At 72.1% G+C, this 14,212-nt stretch carries 15 protein-coding genes; 14 read left to right on the top strand and 1 reads right to left on the bottom strand.

Going from position 1 to position 14,212, the window contains the following annotated elements:
• Positions 1-147 precede the first annotated feature (147 nt).
• On the bottom strand, positions 148-1,929 hold the full coding sequence (gene ltrA / locus JNW89_RS01820) for a group II intron reverse transcriptase/maturase (protein WP_238447377.1): 1,782 nt from the start codon (positions 1,927-1,929) through the stop codon (positions 148-150).
• 674 nt (positions 1,930-2,603) lie between these two features.
• Here ltrA and JNW89_RS01815 point away from each other — a divergent pair.
• The 14 genes from JNW89_RS01815 to JNW89_RS01750 all read left to right on the top strand — a co-directional run bounded on the left by JNW89_RS01815 (position 2,604) and on the right by JNW89_RS01750 (position 14,194).
• Positions 2,604-3,242: a GGDEF domain-containing protein gene (locus JNW89_RS01815; RefSeq protein WP_238447376.1), complete on the top strand. Its 639-nt coding sequence runs from the start codon at positions 2,604-2,606 to the stop codon at positions 3,240-3,242.
• Positions 3,243-3,488: 246 nt separating this feature from the next.
• A complete protein-coding gene (locus JNW89_RS01810) occupies positions 3,489-4,340 on the top strand; it encodes a hypothetical protein (RefSeq protein ID WP_238447375.1) in 852 nt (283 codons plus the stop codon).
• A 272-nt stretch (positions 4,341-4,612) separates the two neighbouring features.
• On the top strand, positions 4,613-5,152 hold the full coding sequence (locus JNW89_RS01805) for a hypothetical protein (protein ID WP_238447374.1): 540 nt from the start codon (positions 4,613-4,615) through the stop codon (positions 5,150-5,152).
• A complete protein-coding gene (locus tag JNW89_RS01800) occupies positions 5,149-6,252 on the top strand; it encodes a C40 family peptidase (protein ID WP_238447373.1) in 1,104 nt (367 codons plus the stop codon). Before JNW89_RS01805 ends, JNW89_RS01800 begins: the two co-directional genes overlap by 4 nt.
• Positions 6,253-6,341: 89 nt before the next feature.
• Positions 6,342-7,160 (top strand): hypothetical protein, encoded by an 819-nt coding sequence (locus JNW89_RS01795; RefSeq protein ID WP_238447372.1) that lies wholly within the window; start codon positions 6,342-6,344, stop codon positions 7,158-7,160.
• Entirely contained in the window at positions 7,157-8,113 is a 957-nt protein-coding gene (locus JNW89_RS01790) for a DUF4314 domain-containing protein (protein WP_238447371.1), read from the top strand. Before JNW89_RS01795 ends, JNW89_RS01790 begins: the two co-directional genes overlap by 4 nt.
• A gap of 46 nt (positions 8,114-8,159) precedes the next feature.
• Positions 8,160-8,462: a hypothetical protein gene (locus tag JNW89_RS01785; protein WP_238447370.1), complete on the top strand. Its 303-nt coding sequence runs from the start codon at positions 8,160-8,162 to the stop codon at positions 8,460-8,462.
• 261 nt (positions 8,463-8,723) lie between these two features.
• On the top strand, positions 8,724-9,311 hold the full coding sequence (locus JNW89_RS38480) for an AAA family ATPase (protein ID WP_238447369.1): 588 nt from the start codon (positions 8,724-8,726) through the stop codon (positions 9,309-9,311).
• Between the two features lie 18 nt (positions 9,312-9,329).
• The gene (locus JNW89_RS38475; RefSeq protein ID WP_238447368.1) at positions 9,330-9,845 is read left to right on the top strand and encodes an AAA family ATPase; all 516 of its coding nucleotides are present in this window, start codon (positions 9,330-9,332) and stop codon (positions 9,843-9,845) included.
• 281 nt (positions 9,846-10,126) lie between these two features.
• The gene (locus tag JNW89_RS01770; RefSeq protein WP_238447367.1) at positions 10,127-11,461 is read left to right on the top strand and encodes a VWA domain-containing protein; all 1,335 of its coding nucleotides are present in this window, start codon (positions 10,127-10,129) and stop codon (positions 11,459-11,461) included.
• Between the two features lie 209 nt (positions 11,462-11,670).
• Positions 11,671-12,669, top strand: a complete 999-nt coding sequence (locus tag JNW89_RS01765; protein WP_238447366.1) for a DUF4192 domain-containing protein — start codon at positions 11,671-11,673, stop codon at positions 12,667-12,669.
• Between the two features lie 27 nt (positions 12,670-12,696).
• Positions 12,697-13,113: a hypothetical protein gene (locus JNW89_RS01760; RefSeq protein ID WP_238447365.1), complete on the top strand. Its 417-nt coding sequence runs from the start codon at positions 12,697-12,699 to the stop codon at positions 13,111-13,113.
• Positions 13,114-13,193: 80 nt separating this feature from the next.
• Entirely contained in the window at positions 13,194-13,721 is a 528-nt protein-coding gene (locus tag JNW89_RS01755) for a hypothetical protein (RefSeq protein ID WP_238447364.1), read from the top strand.
• A 140-nt stretch (positions 13,722-13,861) separates the two neighbouring features.
• Positions 13,862-14,194, top strand: a complete 333-nt coding sequence (locus JNW89_RS01750; protein WP_238447363.1) for a hypothetical protein — start codon at positions 13,862-13,864, stop codon at positions 14,192-14,194.
• Positions 14,195-14,212 lie beyond the last annotated feature (18 nt).

The raw sequence follows: 14,212 nt of genomic DNA, 5'->3' as shown, positions 1-14,212 counted from the left end.
CACCTGTCAGGCAGCCCGGGGGCGGGCGTCGAAGTTCGCAGCCTCACGCCCGTCCCCGGTGCTCCTTCGTACAAGTCGGGTAGCCCCATCGCGTCGCCGTGACGGGGCCCCCTCAGAACCGGGCGTGCGGCTTTCACCGCACCCGGCTCAAGCAAGCCCCACGGGCTCGCAGGTCTCTTGCGGTGCTGGGCTCACGTTGGCAGCGGAGGTGCGCCGCCGCCGGCAGTGAGCGTGGACGAGACGCGGTTGATCGTCCGGCCCGCCACCCCCTGGGACGATGGCTTTGCGGCTGATCGCCTTGCGGGTTCCGCGCAGCCACTGTTCCCACTGCTGTGGGTTCTGCGGCTGCCGGTCGGCGTGCAGCAGCAGGTCGTCGCAGTAGCCGCACCGCCCGTGCTGAGCCTGGAGCAGGCCCAGGGTGAGGCGGTTGACTGGGAGCGACGATCGGCTGCGGCGACGCCGGGCGTTCCAGTAGTCGGTCAGGGTCGGGTCGTCGACGGACGCCGAGCCGATGACCATCTGGTGCCGGACGATTTTCGTCCAGCCGAACTTGAGCAGGTATGCGCCGCTGTCGCGGTCGCCGAACACCCACCGGGTTCTGCGGGACGGGTTGAACCGGTCGAAGTACCGGGAAACGATCCAGTGCTTCGGCTTGTTCGGGTGGCGGCGTAACGCCCACCTGTAGGTCAGCTGCCACAGGTAGTGGTCCAGCCGGCTGAAGACTCGACTGGACACCGCCGTCCGGTAGTAGGCCGCCCAGCCGCGCACGATCGGGTTGATCGCGCCGACGATCACCGCGACGTCGGCTCCTCGCAGAGCCTTGATCTCGGTGCGCAGCCTGTGCCGGATGCGTCTCACGGCCGCGTCGCTGGGTTTTATCAGCAGCTTGTCGCGGTAGCGGCGGACGTTGAATCCGAGAAAATCGAAGCCGTCTTCAAGGTGGACGATCGCCGTTTTATCCTCGTTGAAAGCCAACCCTCTCGGCGTCAGCCATGCGGCGAGCCGCGCCTTGACCCCTTCCGCCTCATCCCGTGAATGGCATAAGACAACAAAGTCATCGGCGTATCTGACCACCAGCGGAAATCCCGTCAACACCTCCGCTTTCGAGCGGACTTGACGATATCGGACACCTGCGGCTTGCTCTATCCCGTGCAGCGCGACATTCAGCAGCAATGGACTGACAACCCCTCCCTGGGGAGTGCCTTCCTCAGTCGGGGACCATCGACCCTTGTCCACCACCCCCGCTTTCAGCCACCCGGCAATAGCTTTCCTCGCGGGAAAATTGCCGAGGGATTTCAGCAGGTGTGGATGGTCGATGCGGTCGAACGCCGCCTTGAGATCCGCGTCCAACGCCCAGAGCCGCTTGGCTCGGGGCCCTCGCACGGACTGGTAGACAGCGCCGATCGCGTCATGGCAGCCACGCCCGGGCCGGAAGCCGTACGACTTCGGCTCGAACCTGGCTTCCCACTCCGGCTCCAGCGCGTTGACGACCTGCGCTTGGAGCACCCGGTCAACGATGACCGGGATACCGAGTGGGCGCTGCTTGCCACCGGCTTTCGGGATGAACACCCGCTTCACCGGCCGGGCTGTCCACAAGCTCGCCTCGTGTTGCACCCACCGCGCCAGATCGGCCCGGTCTTCCGGGTGCAGCGCGACGCGCCCGTCGATCCCGGCGGTCTTGCGGCCAGCGTTGACCTGCGTCGTGCGCCGCACGCTCAGCAGCGTGTTGGCCCACGAACGCAGCATCAACTTCTGCAAGTTACGGACCTTCTTCAGGTCCCCTGCCCGCGATGCCGTGAAGATCCGCTGCCGCAGACGCCCTACGGACGCCTCCACCGAAGACCAATCAACGGTCTCCCAGTCGAAACGCTCGCCCTCCGGTCCGTTCACCAACGTGCCCGCAGGCACGACGGCGTCCAACTTGCCCATCAGTGCAGTTGTCGTCGTCATCGATCCTTCACAGGCTCACCTGGCCCAGGTCAGCACCCTTTCGGGTCCGGGCACCACCCGTATCCGGCCAGTTATCCGGAAAGACCGGCGGAGGAGCCAGCCATCAATTCCCGGTTTCCTGCTGCCTTTCGGCCACCGGCATTCGCTTCTTGGGCCATCCTCTGCCCGCTGAGGAATTCAGCTTCCCTCACGGTCGGCTTACCGGGCCTGGCACCGGCCCGGACCTCATCGGGATTACCTCGTTCCACACGACCAAGACACGGCCGGGGAGGGTGCCTCCTTTACCCCGAGGGCGGCGGTGTCCCCACGGCTGGCGCTCCTTCACCAGCCGCCGCCTGCCGCGTTCTCAACGGCCAGCCCTTATCCCCAGGTCACACGATCCGTCACCCCAGGGTTTCGAATCACGGGGCATCGTCGAAGGTTCACTTGCGTTCACCCGTCCGGCCTTCCCCTTGCCTGTGGCCCCCGGACGGCACGGGAGCCCTTGGGCTTCTACCCCGAGCTTCGCACCCCGCCGTTACCAGCGACGCACGTCGGAGCGGAGACGGGCCATTGGACACAAGCCCGGAACTACACCATCAGACGAACCTCCTGATCCTCCCTGGTGCGTCCACTTGGATCGTGCGACCGCGAGTCGCACAGGAGCGACACGAGTGTCTCCCATCCTGCACACGACCGCTATCGCCGCCGGCGGGATCCTCGCCGGCCTTTTCCTCGCCGGTGCCCTGCTCTGGTGGCAGCAGCAAGCCCTCCAGGCGGCCCGGTACGAGGCCAGCCACGACGAGATCACCGGCCTGCCCAACCGGCGGCTGTTCCTCACCCGTCTACGCGCCGCCCTCGCCGACCGCACGCCGGTCGGGGTGGTGCTGCTCGACCTCGACCGGTTCAAGGCCGTCAACGACACCTTCGGCCACGACACCGGCAACGTCCTGCTGGAGCAGGTCGGCCGGCTCCTGGCCAGCATGCCCACCCCGGTACAGATAGCGGCACGGCTCTCCGGCGACGAGTTCGCCCTGCTCGTGTCCGGCGATGACGACGACACCGCCGCCGCGGCCCACGCCGCCTGGCAGGTCATCGCCGCCGCCCCGATCCGCCTCGACACCGGCGACATCCCCGTCGCCGCCTCGGTCGGCTACACCCACACCCGCGACCCGCACGCCAGCCCCCGACAGCTGCTCGCCGAAGCCGACACCGCCATGTACCAGGCCAAAGGCTCCGGCGGTGGCGTTTGCGCCTACTGCCCCCGCGGCACGCCGCCGCAGCGGCGCAGCCGCGACCGCCACTACCGCTGACCGGCACCCGCCGACCGCCGCCGCAATCGTCCCCTCCGGACAGGCGAAGACCCTCCGCCTGCTCCGACACCGATGGACTGCGGCGATCAACAGGTAGCCGCGTGCATGTTCGTCCGGCCGGCAGTGCCGACCATCCCGCGCGCCCCACCGGCTCGACCACCGCTTGAGCCACCCCCACCCGAATGGACCCCGCAGCCGCCGGCTGCGGGGTCCTTCCCTTTCCTGCCCCTGACAAGGGAGATCCCCGTGTTGTCCATCCCCGCTGTACGCACCCTCGCCGGTTGCCTCCTGGCCGTCGACGCCGACGCCGACGCGCTGGGCTGGGGCCAGCCCGCGACGCTGCTGCTCATCCACGACCGGCCCCTGCACACCGGCGGGCCGTCATCCATGCGCGAGATGCGCAGCCTGGAGTTCCCGCCGCGCCGCGACGACCTGCTCACCGAACCGACCGGCCTGCCCGCGCTGCTGCACGGCCTCGCCGCCGGCCTTCGCGACCCGCACACGCCCACGCCCTACCGGGCCACCCTCGACACCATCCTCGGGCTGATCCGGGCGACCGCGCCCGACGCGCGTCTGCTGGCCTGGGCCACCTGCTACGACGACATCCTCACCAACGGCGGTCAGCCGCGGCAGGCCCGCCGCATCGACGCGGTCGACATCGACGGCCGCATCTACCAGCTCACCCGCCCGCGCGGCGAGGACCACCCCGTGCTGCTCGTCGATGACCGACCAGACGCGCAGGACCTTCCCGCCACCTACTGCGGGCTGACCGCGCTGCTGGCCGCCACCGCCGGACACCTGCAGGGTGGCGCCCGCCCGGACACGGGCATGACCGGCCCGCAGGTGCCACCGGACGCCGACGACGACGACGAGCCGATCTTCGGCGTGTGCGGGCCCGACGGTGCGTCGATCCGCTGCCGGGTGTGCGGGGCGGTCAACGAGGTCGTCGGCGACGAGGTGCCGTCCATGGCCGGCTACGGCGAGGACACCTACGTCCGCTGCACCCGCTGCGGATCGGTCGAGACCACCGACCCGATCTTCGGCTGGCGCGCCAAGCCCGCCCCCTGGCCGCCCACCACCAAGCACGACCAGCCGTAACAACCCCCCGGCATCGCCACCGCCAGCAGGCCCCGCCCTCAAAGGGCCCAGGAGCGGGCACCCGAAGGCGCCCCCGCGCCTACCGCCGCACGGCCGAAGCGCCTGCCACGACGCGGCGCTGCCACAGCCGCACCTGCACGCAACCACGGCACGAACCCGCACCCGCCGATCACGGGCCTGCCACCGCGCCGATCGTCACGGCCCCTGCGGCGCCGCCACCAGCTCGCATCCGACATCGCGGAAAACGCCATCCCCGTAAGGAGTCCTGTCTCGTGAACACCTCCTGCTTCGTCGGCACCACAGACCCGGCGAACCCGCACCTTGTACACGCCCGGTTCGTGCTCGTCAACGGCCACCCCGGCGTTGTCGTGCCCACCCTCGCCACCATCTGGGCCGCGCACGTCCACCGCGACACCCAGGCACTGATCGGCGCCGTACTCACCCGCGACTGGGAGTACCTCGACCCCGCCACCACCGCCAACACCGTGTCCGGGATGGGGCAGCACCCCGTGCCGGGCGTCGGCATCCCCCTGACCGACGCCGACCCGGACTGTGCCGTGGACACGCCGGAGCCGGTCACCGTGTTCCCCCTGTGCCGGGCCGGGCACCTCGACGCGCAGTGGATCTACCTTCTCGACCCGGCGACCGACACGGTCGCCGTGCACACCGACGACGGGCACCACCTGGCCCGCTACCGGCTCCGCGACTGCGTCAGCCCCTCTGCCGGCCCGGACCCGGCACGCAGACCCGCTTCGGGCACGACCGCGACGGCACCCTGCGCGCTGGTGTCGGCGCCGGGGACACCGCTGTGACCGCCCGGGCGCTCGGCGCCGTAGCCGCCGCTGTGGTGGCCCTGCTCCTGCTGTGCGCGGCCGGGATCGGGGCGCTGTTCACCGGCGGCGGCACCGCCTCGGTCGCCTGCTACCGCGCTACGGCCGACGGACAGCCTCTGCCGGCGGGCATCACCGTCTCCCCACCCGTTGCCGCCGCCGTCGGGTGGACCAGCGAGCAGACGGCCCACGCCGCGGTGATCGTCGCCGTCGGCGCAGACCTGAAGGTCCCGCCGCGCGGGTGGATCATCGCCCTGGCCACCGCAATGCAGGAGTCCACGCTGCGCAACCTGCCCGGCGGGGACCACGACTCGGTCGGGCTGTTCCAGCAGCGCCCCTCCCAAGGGTGGGGCACCCCCACCGAACTCCGGGACCCCCGCTACGCCGCCAGCCGGTTCTACCAGGCGCTGCTGGCCGTCGACGGGTGGCAGGCCATGGCGCTGACCGACGCCGCCCAGGCGGTGCAGCGATCCGCCTACCCCGGCGCGTACGCGAAGTGGGAGCACGAGGCAATCGCCCTGGTCCGCGTCCTCACCGGCGGCACGGCGGCCGGCCCGGTCGCGCCCGAGCTGGAGCAGGCGATGAGCAACCCGCTGTGCCTGTTCGACGCCGGCGACGGCCAGCTCGGCGGCGAGCAAGTTCCCCTACCGGATCAGTTCACGCTGCCACCGGGCACCGCGCGGCCGATCGCGACGGCGATCGGCTGGGCCCTCGCCCAGCGCGGCACCCCCTACACCTTCGGCGGGGACTGCACCGCACCGCACTCCGGCATCCCGGCGCGCCAGTGCGACTGCTCCTCCCTGGTGCAGCAGGCCTACCGCTCCGCCGGCATCGACCTGCCCCGCACCACCAGCGAACAAGTCCACGCAGGCCAGCCGGTCCCCGACCACCGGGACCTGCGCGCGGGGGACCTGCTGTTCATCCCCGGCAGCCGCGGCAGCCCCGCCCGGCCCGGCCACGTCGGCCTGTACCTCGGTGACGGGCTGATCGTGCAGGCCCCACACTCCGGCGACGTCGTCAAGATCAGCCGCCTGTCGGCGTGGGCCAGCCAGCTCGCCGCCGTCCGCCGCATCGTCGCCTGACCCGCACCCCAGGCAGGCCAGCCGCTTCCTGTCCGCCCCCGAACCCGCCGGGCCCGGGGGTTCTCACATCGTTTGATGGAGGTTTCATCGTGAGTTGCTCCACCCTGATCGGTGTCACCGCTTCCGGTGGCGCCTACGCCGTGCGCTGGTTGCACTGGGGCGGTGACCCCGCGCAGATGCTGCCGCAGCTGCGGCGCATCTGGCGGCACACCTTCGACCGGCGCACCCTCGCCACGGGCGAGGCGCTGCTGCGCCACGACTGGCTCACCCTCGACTACCCCCGCCACCCTGGACGCGGCGGGCAGCGGCCGGTTCCTGGCGTCGGCGTCACCGCCGGCCTGCAGGACGGGATCCGCCGCGGCCGGGTCGACGACCCGATCGCGGGCTACCTCGAATGGATGTACCTGATCGACGTCGCCACCGACACCGTCGTGGTGTACGAGGCGACCTGTCACGGTCGCTGGCTGCGCCACAGCCGACACCTGCTCGACCCGGACTCGGGCGGGCGCCTGCTCGACCCGGATTCGGACGCGCGGGTGTTGGGCTGCGGCGGCTATCGCACGCACGGGCACCGCTGGCACGGGTGTCGCCTGTGGCTGCCGGACGCCCGCACCGGCCTGGACGCCGAGATCTGCCTGGCCCCGCACCTGGGCACGGCGACGGTCCTGCGGTTCAGCGACGCCACCGCCGGCGCGATCACCGCCGCCACCGCCCCCACAACTTTGCAGGCGGGGCGGCAGGCGCCGTGGCTGCGCCCGGTGGGCCCGCAGTTCGACCTGGTCATGCCCGGCAGCCACGGCGAGCGGCCCTACCGGCTTCGCCGCGACGCTGACGGGTTGCTGCTGCTTGACGTGCCGGTGCCCGGCTGGTCGTGGCAGCTCCTGTCCGCCCAGGTGACGCGGCGATGACCTACCGACCACCCGGCGGGCGCGACGCCGGTGAACGCGTCCGTGCCCTCACCGGCCACGAGAGCAGCGACGCGGGTTGGCAGCAGGTGCTCGACGCGCTGCGCATAGCCGGCGCCGCGGCCGGACGTTCAGCGGCGCAGTGGTGGGTGCAGGACGTCCTCGGCGGTCGGGCTGCGGGCAACGCCGCCGGCCCCGCGCGGCGGATCCTCGCCGGGATCGACGACGGGGACCCGGCGGTGCTCGACGGGCTTCCCGCCGCCGACCGGTACTGCCTCGATCAGGATCGGGACCGGTACGCCGAGGCCGCTGCGGCCGGCGCGCCGCCGTGGGAGGACCTGACCGCCGCCCGCTGCGACCAGACGCGGTGGGCGTGGTGCGACGGCTTCGACCAGGCGGTCACCGACGAGGTGGCCCGACAGTGCCGCATCATTTTGTCCCCCACCGGCGACGACCGGGACCTCAGCCACCTGCACCCGGACCGGGTGCGCCTGGGCGGGCCGGGCGTCTTTGCCGGGAACTGGGCGTGGACGCCGAACGCCGACGGGGAGATGCGCATCCCGGTCGGATTCGTCGGGACCCTGGTCGACACGTGGAACGGGTGGGCGGTGTTCACCTGCACCCGCCAGGTGGCGGAAGCGATCGTCGCCGACCAGCAGGCCGCCCGCGACCGCTACCGGCAGGCCCTCGCTGAAGAGGACGTCCCTGAGGCGCGGCGGGAGCGGCTGCTGGACGACTCCCTCGCGCGGATGCGCTTCGACGGCGATGTCATCGCCGTCGACGAGACCGTCATCCACGGCGACCCGGCGGCGGTGCACCGCATCGCCCCGGACGCGCAGGGCCGGTACACGGTCATGGGCCGCGCCTGGACCTGGATTGCCGTTCACCCCTACGACTGCGACCGCATCGCCGGTGACATCCCCAACCCAGTCAGCCAGCCGACGCCCGAGGACTAACCGAACCCCTCCACCAATGACCTACTGACCAAAGGAAGGACCCACCATGCTCGATGACCGCGACGACGAGTTCGGTGAGTACGCGCACGAGGAGATCCTGCAGGCCCTGGTGCGGCACCTGCTCACCAGCGCCGACCTGGACCAGCTCTGCGACGACGCCGACCTGCCCCAGCTCACCCACGACGACGGCGCCCCGGTGACCATCACCTCGGCCCGCGTCTACCGCGACGCCGGCGTGCTGACCCTCGACCGGGGTGTGTGGATCGAGTTGTCCGACGGCAGCGTGTTCGGCCTGACCGTGCAGATCTCCCGCCGCCCCCGCAGCGAGGTCACCCTCCGCCGCAGCTAAGCCCCCGCGCACCACGTTCCCGGTCGACTTGATCGATGGCGCGGGCGGGTGCGTTCCTTGTCGTCGCCCACCCGCCCGGTGGCGGCGACACCGTCCACCCGCAGCCCATCCGGCTGTGCCATGAGCACCTCACGGACGTTGCTGGCCCGTCCCTGCCACAGGGCTCGGCCCGCCACTGCCCGTCTCCGCCGCGCGGACACCATCACCGCCCGCGCACCGGAAACGGGTGCGCGGGCCCGACCCCTACGACAGGAGGCCCGCATGGACCCTGCGACCACGCCCGCCACGAACGACATCCCTCCGACCGCCACAGACGGACGCCGGCCCGGCTACCTCTACCGGCAGGTCGCCGCCTACCTCGCCAACCAACCCGACCAGTGGCTCAAGGTCGGCGAAATCACTACCGCCATCGCGGCCCGCTCCACCGGCGCGGTGTTCGAAGCGTTGAAGAAGATGGCCGCCGCCGGCTACGCCACCCACTACACCGGCCCGCACCGCTTCCAGATCACACAGGCGGGCATCGACGCCGCCGGGGCGATGCCGCCGCCTGCCCCGCGTACACCCCGCAGTGGCCGCGGGGCAGGTCGACGGCAGCCAGTCACCCGCCCCAACGGTGACCTGTACTTCCCGCGCAAACTCGCGGGCGCCACCGATGTGGACGTGCTGCGCCGGCTACGTGAAAAGCGTATCCCCGTGTTGCTCTACGGCCCGCCAGGTACCGGCAAGACCGCCCTGGTGGAAGCCGCGTTTCCTGACCTGCTCACCGTTGCCGGCACCGGCGACACCGTCGTGGAGGACTCCCTCGGCAACTTCATCCCCCTCCCGGACGGCGGCTTCGAATTCGTCTAAGGGCCCCTCGTCACCGCGATGCGCGAGGGGCGGGCGCTGCTGGTCGACGACGCCACCCTCATCGCGCCGAAGGTCCTCGCCGTGCTCTACCCCGCCATGGACGGCCGCCGCGTGATCACCATCCCCGGCTACCGCAACGAACGCGTCGACGCCGTCGACGGGTTCTACGTCATCGCCGGGCACAACCCCGGCGTACACGGCGCCATCTTGACCGAGGCGCTCGCGTCCCGCTTCGACGTGCACATCGAGGTCACCACGGACTGGGACCTCGCCCGCCACCTCGGCGTCCCCGCCCCCGCCGTGCAAGCCGCCATCGCTCTCAACGCCGACCTCGCCGCCGGGCGGCTGTCGTGGGCACCGCAGCTGCGCGAGCTGCTCGGCTTCGCCCGCGTCCGCAAGACCCTCGGCCTGCCCGCCGCGGTGGCGAACCTCGCCGGCCGCGCCCCCGAAGACGACCGCGAGGCGGTCACCGCCGCCCTGCGGCAGCACTTCGGCAGCGAGATCACCGCGCTGACCCTCGGCAAGCAGCGCTAACCCCTGGAAGGAGAACCTGATGCCCCATCCCCGAACTCACCTGCAGGCCGGCACCGCCCCTGCGACCGGCGACCCGGACTGGCAGGACTGGAGCACCGCGTGGACCCGGCACATCCCCGTCTTGACCGGCCGCACCGACCTGACGGTCAGCGTCGCGCCGGGCGCAGGCGGCGGCGCCCCCGCCCTGCTTCTACCCCGACACGTGTCGCATCGAAGTCGACGCCACCCACATCGGCAGCCCTGACATCGCCAACCCCCGACGCGCCGGCCACAAGCGCCTGGTGCCCACCGCCTACGGACTCCTCGTCCACGAAGCCGCGCACGCCGCCCACAGCCGCTGGCGCACCCCACCCGGCACCCCACCGATCGTCGCCGCGGTCACCGAGGTCCTCGAGGAGTCCCGCATCGAGTACCGGCAGCGCACCCGCCGGCGCGGCGACCGCCGGTGGCTGCGCCACACCGTCACCACCCTGATCAGCGCCGACGACGCCCCCGCCGACGACCCCTGGCACGCCGCGCACCTCGCCGGGCTGCTCCTCGCCCGGGTCGACGCCCGGATCATCACCGCCAAGGACATCAAGGGAGTCCGTACCGCCGTCACCACGGTCCTCGGCCGCAAGCGGCTCCTGCAACTACGCGACCTGTGGCGGCAAGCCCACAGCACCGACGACACCGACGCCGACACGATGATCGACCTGGCGTGGCGGTGGTGCCGCATCCTCGACATCGACCCCCACCGCCGACCGCACGTACCCACTGCGGACCCTGCCGTGTTCACCGGCCTTCTCGCCCAGGCGCTCACCGACTACCTCGCTCACACCGCCGGCCTGACCCCGGCGGAGTACCGCGACCAGCAGATCACCGCCCGGCACTCCCCGCCCGCGACCTGGAGCCGCCGCGACCCCACCGACGCCGAACGCGCCGCCGCCCGCACCCTCGCCGCCCGGCTGGCCCGCGCCCGCACCCACCAGCCCGAACCAGACACCCGGCCCAGCCCGGTGCCGCCGGGCCGGCTGCGCACCCGCCACGCCATCACCGCCCAGGCGCAGATCGCCGCCGGTGCCATCCCCACCGCCACACCGTGGCAGCGCAGCACACAGTCGCCGCCGCCGAAGCCGACCCTGCACCTGGGCGTCATCGTCGACGCCTCCTACTCGATGCACCCCTACGCCGCACCCATGTCGTCGGCCGGGTGGATCCTCGCCTACGCCGCCCGCAGCATCGACGCCGTCACCGCCACCATCGCCTTCGGCAGCAGCCCGACGCTGCTCGTCGCACCCCGCCAACGCCCCACCCAGGTGTTGGAACTGCACGCCTACGGCGGCAGCAGCGCCTTCACCGACGCGGTGAAACTCGCCGATGAGGTCCTGCACCTGCGCCAGCCCGGGCGGCTGCGAATGCTCGCCGTCGTCTCCGACGGCGACCTGCCCGACATCGACCCCGCCCAACGACTCGTCACCACCCTGCACCGAGCGGGCTGCGCCGTGTTGTGGCTACGCCCCGCCGACCTGGACGGGCACACCTTCACCGACACCACCACGCTGCTGGTGGCCGACCCGGTGCAGGCCATCGGCCACATCGCCGACGCCGCCGTCACCGCCCTCGAGCGCGCCTGACCTTTTGCGGCCAACCGATCCGCGGTCGGCCTGCCCCGGCCTGACGCACCGGGCACCACACCTCCGCGCATCGCCGTAACCGGCATCAAGCCGAGGTTCCTTCCTGCACCGCTACCGCCGGTCGCCCGGCCACCTGCGCACCTCAGCGCACCCCGGGCACGGCCGGTCGGCCGTGCCCGGGACTCACATCGACACCTTGGGAGACAAGCGTGAGCCACTCGAACAAGCGCCTATCGCTCGCCTCACCCGCCGACCTGCTCACCGCCGTGCCGTACCTGCTCGGCTTCCATCCCACCGACAGCCTCGTGCTCGTCGGCATCGCCGGCCCCCGGGTCGTCGTCGCCAGCCGCACCGACCTGCCCGCACCCGGCGACGTCACCGACTGGGCCGAGCAGATTGAGCCGTCGCAGATCCGCCTGCTGCGCAACGCGGCAGCCACCCGCGCCATCACGGTCGGCTACGGGCCAGCCGCCGCCGTCACCCCGGTCATGGACACCGTCACCGGGCAGCTGACCGCCGCCGGCCTCGACGTGCTCGACGCCCTGCGGGTCACCGACGGCCGCTACTTCTCCTACCTGTGCTCCGAACCCGCCTGCTGCCCCGCCGACGGGGTGCCCTTCGACCCGCACCGCAGCGACGTGACCATGCACGCGATCGTCGCCGGCTGTCACGCCCTGCCCGATCGGGCCGCCCTCGTCGCTAGCATCGCCCCCGCCACCGGGCGCACCCGCGCCACGGTCACCCGCGCCACCGCGCGAGCCCGCGCCCGCCGCCGCGTCCTCACCATCAGCGAGGGCCCCGACGGGCTGATCCGCGCAGGCGAACAGGCCGTCCAGGCCACGTTCGCCCGCTACGCCGACGAGCAGGTCCTCACCGACGACGAACTGGCCTGGCTCACCGTCCTGCTACCCATCCCCGCCGTCCGCGACGCCGCCTGGCTGGCCACCGACTCGCTGCCCTGGCACACCGCCCTATGGGCCGACATCACCCGCCGCGTCCACCCGCCCCTCGCGGCCCCACCCGCCACCCTGCTCGCCTTCGCCGCCTGGCGCCGCGGCGAAGGCGCACTCGCCTCCGTCGCCCTCGACCGGGCCCTGACCGCCGATCCCACCTACACCCTCGCGCAGCTCATCGACCAAGCCCTCCGCGCCGGACTGCCCCCGTCCGTGCTCGACCGGTGGCCCAATCCCGGCCCGCACACGCCCTGACCCGCGCCAGCCCTCCTGGAGAACACCGTGTCTGAACCCCACCTCGACGTCCTGCACCGACTCCTGCAACACCAGGGCTACGCCCTCGCCCTGGACGAACTCGCCGAGGCATGCGCGCAGCAACCCGACGAGGTGTGCGCGCTGCTGTCGCAGGCCGGCATCATCGCTGCCACCCAGGCACAGATCACCGCCCTGACCGACGCCGCGAACCTGCTCTGCGACGTGCACAACAGCGCAGGCGCCGACACCGTCCTGACCCTGCGCGAACGCCTCGACCGGATCGCCGGCGCCCTCACCACCGCCCTCGCTCAGCGCGACAAGGCCACCGCCGCCCTCAGGCGCACCTGCCAGGCCCTCATCAGCACCGACAGCGCCCTGGTCACAACCTGCGACGTCACCAGCGCCGCCGGCCAACCCGACGGCGCCACCAAGACCACGCCCTGACCAGGACACCGCCGCGCCGTGCCCCGCCGCCCGCAAACGGGCAGCGGGGCCGGCCCCTACCCGAGACATGAGGTATCCCGATGATCGAACCGACGGCGACCACCGCCGCACCGCCGACCCTGGAATCCGTTCTGCGTCACGCCTGGGACGCCTTCCATCCCACCCAGCCCGCCCCATTGGGATGGCTGACCCACACCGCCGCTCAGGTCCAGGCCTACGTGCGCGATCACCAGCCCGTCGCGCCACAGCCGCCAGCGGTCGAACTCACCGACCCGTCGACGCGGCTCGGCGCCCACGTCTGGAGTGCGCTGCGCGACGCCGTCGCCGAGCACGACATCGACGTCGACGCCGCCAACCGGGTCCTACACGCCGTGGACCTGCCGCTGCTACCGCGCCGCTGGCAGGTCCGCCTCACCCTGCCCATCCTCATCGAGGTCACCGCGACCAGCCGCGAGAACGCCTTCGACACCGCCGAAGCCGCCGTCGAGACCACACTCACCGGCGCCGACCTCGACGTGCACATCGAGTGGGACGGACGCGAACGCGACGACGCCAACCCCGGCGACCTCGACCCCACCACCGCCGAACACCCCTACCCCGGCCAGTGACCGACGACTTGATCTATAGGGAGAGTCGAGCGTCACTGCTCGCGGTCGCCACCCCGACGAACCCGACAGCGGCATCCCCACACCGCTGGCCGAGGTGGCGGCCACCCGAGCCGACACCGCCCCCTGGGAGGTACCGCCCGATGACGCAACCGCACCGACGCGCCGTACCCCGCACCGTCACCGACGTCCTGCTGTGGCTGCTCGCCACCGACGTCGCCGCCGCCCACCAACCCCACCCCGCGCAGCCAGGCCGCTGCGCCAACCTGCGCTGCGCCGGCCAGGCGTACCCGTGCCCGCCAGCGCGCGACGCCCACCGCGCCTACCAAGCCGCCACCAATCCCCCGCTGCCCGCCCGGGGCCGGGCACAAGTCGCCACCCCGACGACAGCAGCACGCTTCGCCGGCTGGTTCCGGCCCACCCGCACGGTGGTAGCAGCGCCACCGCAGTCGACGCCGTACCCGCGCGCCGCCTGATCTCGCCTCGCACACAGA

The sequence above is a fragment of the Micromonospora sp. 4G55 genome, assembly GCF_016803375.1.
This window is presented reverse-complemented; position numbering and strand designations above follow the sequence as displayed.